Source organism: Micromonospora sp. NPDC005367, assembly GCF_040606825.1.
Lineage (GTDB): Bacteria > Actinomycetota > Actinomycetes > Mycobacteriales > Micromonosporaceae > Micromonospora.
In genome coordinates this window covers 298,612-303,808 of sequence record NZ_JBEXFP010000003.1, presented here as the reverse complement: position 1 = coordinate 303,808, position 5,197 = coordinate 298,612, and the positions used below count along the sequence as shown (strand labels likewise).

Genomic DNA, 5,197 nt, shown 5'->3' with positions numbered 1-5,197 from the left:
GCTGCGCCTGCGCCCCCGGCTGCGCCTGCGCCCCCGGCTGCGCCTGCGCCCACGGCCGCTCCGGTGCCTGCGCCCCCGGCTGCGCCTGCGCTACCGGTTGGGGCTGGGCTGCCGGTTGCTCCGGTGCGTACGGCTGTTGCCATGCTCGCGTCTCCGGGCGAGGATTCGAGGCGGGGCGGCGTGGGTGGTGGTGGCGGTGGTCCGAACTGGTGTCCGAGGTCGTGGGCGTAGTGGTGGGCCATGCCGCCCACGACTGAGGAGACGAAGGTGGCGCCGGGGTTGAACCCCCCGCCACCGACCATCATGGTGAACAGCCCCTCGAACAAGGTTTCGGAACCCCCGGAGTAGCTCTCGGTGGTCCACCGGTTGTTCTTGTTGATGACCTTCGGGAAGAACTTGTTACCGATTTTGTGCATGCCGGAGACGCCGCCGCCGATGAACATGCCGCCGAGGAACGCCATCTTCAGGTCGTCGCCGTCCAGGCCCTTACGTTTGCCTTCCAGGATCTGGACGATGTTGCCGAGACCGCTCTGCCACAACTCCTCAAGACCCTCGTCGATGGCCTCCCGGACCATCCGCAGTGAAAGCTGGCGCAGCCTGGCGAGCAGCTGCTCGACCATCGCCTTGACGATCTCCTGGCCGACCTTGATTAACGCGGGTATGGCCGCGATGCCGAACCCGGTGGCAATGGCGATGGCGATCTCGAACACGATGGTGAACGCGGCGATGACCACCCCGTACTGGGTGCTCTCCGAATCCAGGGCGAACGTCTCCGCCGAATCACCAAGCTGCCGGGAGATACCGGCCCCGGTGGGCACATCCTCGGTGAGCCGCACATGATACTGGTTGAACGCGTCTGCCGCCGGCCCGTTTAGGTAGCTGGTCAGAGCGTTACCCAGATTCGCGGTAGTGGCCATCCCCGACAGGATTTGACTACCAAACGCGTTGAGATCGGCGCTCATCGCGCGCAACGCGGTCGGGTCCGCCTTGGGGAAGTTCTCACCAACCGTGTACAAGATAGCGTCGTATGCCCACTGCCACTCGGGGTCGTTCGGGATGTGGAAATCAGGCATCGACGTCGCGCCTCAGCTTGGTCGAGGGAGAGAAGCGATCGCACCGTCAGCGGCGACGCTGACGTACCGGGGCTGGTAACCCGGGACGGTCGGGTCGACGTCCGGGTTGTTCTTGACCACGAAGAACCGGCGATCACCCGGGTCCAGGACCTGTCCACCAGCGTCGGTCACCGGGGTGTCGCCCACTGGCGTCACAGAGTCATACACATTGACATCAAGGTGGACACTGCCGTCCGGCAACGGAGCGAAGGCCTGCAGGTGGTGGCCCGCGGGAATCGGTTGACCGTTGACGCTCGCGGTCGCGTACGACGGATCCGCCACATACGATGACATCGCGGGAGTCATCGACGTCAACGGCCGCGCCTCAATCATCGGGGAGAGCGGCTCGACGGTCGGCTCCAGCGGCCGACCGACCCTCGGTGTCAACGGTGTCAACTCTCCCGCCGGAGCGCCCGCACCACCAGCGGTGGCAGCGGCGCGGACCACACCCGCCGACCTAAGGTTGGTCTCGAATGTCCTGGCCATTTTGTGGCTGCTGTCGGCGGCGTCGTCGTCAGCCTGACGATAGAGAAGCCCGGCCTCTCGCAACCCGCCGGCCGTGTATTCGAGCTTCGCCTTCACCCCCTCCAGGATGTCTTCGAGGGAACCCAGCTCCCCCAGGAACTGTTTCGAGAACTGCTGACCCATCTCGTCGTCGCCCCAACTGCTGCTGTAGCGGTCGCGCAGCTCGCTCACCTGGGCCAGATAGCTCTGATAGAGCGCGACGTGCTCGGAGTACGAGTCACCGACCGAACTGACACCCTCCGGATTGACCCAGAGCCGACCGTTGGGAAGGGTCACGTTGCAGGCCGTCCCATCCCGAGGATCTCCCTGACGCTGGTCGCAATCCTGGGCTCAGGAGGTAGGAAAGCGTCCGTCCCCGCGGTGCCACGGACCAACGCGTGGGCGTCCATGCCTGCTGGCAGCATCGGCTCCAGCACCGCCGCAGCTTCCTTTGCGGCCTGCTCCTTCGCCTCGGAGAAGGTCTCCATGATGATCGCGGTCAGGTCGGCCGGGGCAAGGCGCTTGTACGCGCCGGTCGGGAACTTGATGTCGGTGAGGGTCCCGTTCTGCCCGACGGTGACCGTCACCTCACGACGAGCTGACGTTGTCGTGGCCGAGATGTCGCGCATCTTCTGCATCATCTCGGTCAGGCTGTTGCGCTGCCGCTGGTACTCCTCGAAGAGGCTCTCGATCCGCTCGTTGAAGTCCATCCTCCCCCAACTCCTTCCGCTCTCCGATCGAGTGAAGCTCGCGCAACGTGTGGACGGAAGGCTGCGACCGTGACGTGGGCACGAAGGTGCACCGAACCCTGCCTGGGATTGCACCCGCCGGCGGAGCCGGACGGGGCTGCCGGGGTGAAGCGTGCAAACTTTCCCCGACTTTCGGACATGGTCACCGGCGTCGTCGGCTGTCGGGCGCAACCTTGACAAACACTTGACCGCGCAGGCGTCGAGCCGTCGAGGGATCGACGTCGCGATCGAGCGAGGTGAGGAGCACCGCCCATGACTATGCCAAGGGTTGCAACCACCCAGGGCGGCATGGAGAACGCCGCCCGGGAGTTCGCCGACAAGGCCAATGAGTTCAACGGATACCTAAAGAGCGTCAATTCCCAGATGGCCGTGCTGCAGGCGTCCTGGACCGGCAAGGCGTCCAATGGCTTCAACCAGGCCATGGACAGCTGGGAGAAGGCGTTCCAGGGTGTTATCAACGAGCTCGTGCACATGCTCGAAGCGATGCACCAGAATGTAAAGGGCATCACTGCGGCCGAGGATCAGGCCGCCAACACGGCGCAGTCCTTCGTGGACGCCCTTCCCGGTATCTGACGTTCGGCATCGTCGCCATCCGGGAAAAGGGTGACGACCCGTAGAGAAAGGTCGTGACGTTGTCCGACTACACGTTCGACTTCAATCAGGCTGACGCCGTTATCTATGATATGAGCCAGATCAACACCAGGATCAGATCCGCACTCGACGAGCTGCAAACCAGCTCTGAAGCCCATCTGCAGGAGTGGGAGGGCGAGGCGAAGAACCAGTACTGGATATCCAAGGATGAGTGGAACCGTCAGGCCGGTCTGATGTCGACGTTCTTGGATCAGGCGCGGCAAAAGCTGCTCGACATCTCCGACGGCTACGGTTCGTACGAGCGGCGCCATGCGGCGCTCTGGAACAACGTCCGAGGCGGCTGACCGCGACCGCCGGCCGCCGGGCCGATGTGGCACGGTGGCCGGCGTCTCTTTCAATGGCATCATCGCGCGGCGTCGGGCACCCAAGGGGTGATGCGCACGCTGACGACCATTCAGAGGTGGACTTATGGCCGACTTGAGTTATGCGAATGACGACGCGATCGACCAAATTGGTGTGCTCGACAAGTACGACAAGGACCATGATCACCCGGAGGGATACTCCCGCGCGATCATTGACAAAATCGAGCATGACATGGACCAGGAGACGCATCACGGCGAGAATAACGTTCCGCATGACATGAGTCAATATACCGAAGATGAACGAGCCGTCTGGGACTGGTACCGAAAAGACGTGGTCGACCAGGATCACTGGAAGAAGCTGGTCGAGGAGTACGAAAAAGACGCGGCAGCAAAGAATAAGACCGACATCCATGCCGAAAAATTCGACGAGAGCCATCAGTACGTACCAAAAGTGGGCTCGGATTTCAAGCCGCCGGCGGTCTCGGAGTACAGCGGTAGTGACAATAAGTCGCACAAGGTGGCGGTCAGCACTGAGGCGTTGGAGTACTTCGCGAAGGAGCTGGACCAGGTAGCGGGGGATGGCCACGGCATGCTGCTCGACGCCCACAAGAAGCTGGATGGAATCGACATGCGCCCCGGTGCGTTTGCCAAGGCCGAGTTGCTACGGCAGACGATTATCGGGACCGGATCGAAGGACCTCGGTCTGCGGGGCGACACGATGAACGTGCTCCAGACCGTGCATGAGGCATTGTTCACTGTCAAAGAGAGCGTGCGCGCGATGATCAAAGAGTACGACAGTGGCGAGGAGTTTCAGCGCATGAGCGTCGATCAATTGAATGATGCGATGGAGGGCGCCTGGGGAAAGATCGACAAGATCAAGGACTACGGCAGCGGCGAGGGCACGACAAGCGGCGGCGACGCCTAGGGTCGGCGCGAAGCGTTGCCTGATCGTCGCCCGGACTCCGTGTCCACACAGCGAGATCCGGGATTCCGCCGGCGGTGACTCGTGAATCCGGTGGTGCCGTTTCGGGCGGTGTCAGCCGCAACACGTCTTCGTCGGGCAGGCCCACAGCCGGCGGGATCACCGCCATCGTCACGTACGTGAAGAGGTCAGTTAATGGCAGACGATAAAGATAACTCGGCCGACAAGGAGAAGTGGAGCGATCCCGCCGAGTCGAATGCCACCTTCGCTCCCACCGACGTGGACACGACCAACCTCAACGACTACGACGAGTGGGCGAAGGAGACCGGCGGCTGGCGGAAGCTGCTGGCCGCGGTGCGCGGCGGATCGGCGATGGCGACCGACGACGGGAGGGCGAGGGCAGCGCAGCTGGTCGACCCCCGGACGCTGATGACGAGCGGTGCGGCGTTCCAGGTCTCGTACGACACACTGAGTTGGTTGGAGGCGTTTCTCCGGGACCATCCCAAGGCGATCGCCGGCCCGAAGCGGCCGTGGCAGGGCCCGGCCGCTGACGCGTTCCTCGCGAAGATGGAGTACCTCGCCGACTGGGTGGGTGCAGAGGCCGAACGGATCGCCGGTGCGGACGGCACGGGCGGCGCGAACTCGGTCCCGAACCAGCTCAACTACAGCGGCAACTACCTCGCCTGGGCCCAGGAAGCGATGAACTATTACGACACCGCTTGGGCGAAGGCCGCGAGGGAAGGCGGCAACGCGGTCGGCGACGACGGGCTGGTGGCGATTACCGGCAGCAAGTACGAGCGGCCGATGACCCAACAGATGCATCAGGTTGTTTCGGGCCTCGCGGCGCAGTACAACTTCACGTACGACAAGGTGACGCCGCCGACGGGCAACGGCGAACCTCCCATCACCACGCCCAACCTGGGCAACCTCACTCCTCCGCCGGGTGGGGCTCCTCCG

6 protein-coding genes and 1 pseudogene are annotated in these 5,197 nt (G+C 63.6%); 4 read left to right on the top strand and 3 right to left on the bottom strand.

The genetic code is table 11. The annotated features are described in order from the left end of the window. The 3 genes from ABZS42_RS04025 to ABZS42_RS04015 form a co-directional block, all read right to left on the bottom strand. Positions 1 to 1,073, bottom strand: a 1,073-nt coding sequence (locus ABZS42_RS04025) for a WXG100 family type VII secretion target (RefSeq protein WP_355142335.1), incomplete at its 3' end; no start/stop codon positions are given. Positions 1,074 to 1,085: 12 nt separating this feature from the next. Continuing rightward, a complete protein-coding gene (locus ABZS42_RS04020; RefSeq protein WP_355142333.1) occupies positions 1,086 to 1,913 on the bottom strand; it encodes a hypothetical protein in 828 nt (275 codons plus the stop codon). Next, entirely contained in the window at positions 1,910 to 2,326 is a 417-nt protein-coding gene (locus ABZS42_RS04015; protein WP_355142331.1) for a YbaB/EbfC family nucleoid-associated protein, read from the bottom strand. The genes ABZS42_RS04020 and ABZS42_RS04015 overlap by 4 nt, the downstream gene beginning before the upstream one ends. A gap of 291 nt (positions 2,327 to 2,617) precedes the next feature. On the opposite strand from ABZS42_RS04015, the gene ABZS42_RS04010 reads away from it, so the two are divergent. The 4 genes and pseudogenes from ABZS42_RS04010 to ABZS42_RS03995 all read left to right on the top strand — a co-directional run. Next, on the top strand, positions 2,618 to 2,938 hold the full coding sequence (locus ABZS42_RS04010) for a WXG100 family type VII secretion target (RefSeq protein ID WP_355142329.1): 321 nt from the start codon (positions 2,618 to 2,620) through the stop codon (positions 2,936 to 2,938). Between the two features lie 59 nt (positions 2,939 to 2,997). Continuing rightward, positions 2,998 to 3,300, top strand: a complete 303-nt coding sequence (locus ABZS42_RS04005; RefSeq protein WP_355142355.1) for a WXG100 family type VII secretion target — start codon at positions 2,998 to 3,000, stop codon at positions 3,298 to 3,300. Between the two features lie 124 nt (positions 3,301 to 3,424). Further along, positions 3,425 to 4,243, top strand: a complete 819-nt coding sequence (locus ABZS42_RS04000) for a hypothetical protein (RefSeq protein WP_355142327.1) — start codon at positions 3,425 to 3,427, stop codon at positions 4,241 to 4,243. 192 nt (positions 4,244 to 4,435) lie between these two features. Continuing rightward, positions 4,436 to 5,197, top strand: a pseudogene (locus ABZS42_RS03995) (hypothetical protein); the annotation flags it as partial.

What these genes read in the sequence shown, in the direction of transcription:
- ABZS42_RS04000 (WP_355142327.1), top strand. Translation starts at nt 3,425, where the DNA reads ATGGCCGACTTGAGTTATGCGAATGACGACGCGATCGACCAAATTGGT.
- ABZS42_RS04015 (WP_355142331.1), bottom strand. Translation starts at nt 2,326, where the DNA reads ATGGACTTCAACGAGCGGATCGAGAGCCTCTTCGAGGAGTACCAGCGG.
- ABZS42_RS04010 (WP_355142329.1), top strand. Translation starts at nt 2,618, where the DNA reads ATGACTATGCCAAGGGTTGCAACCACCCAGGGCGGCATGGAGAACGCC.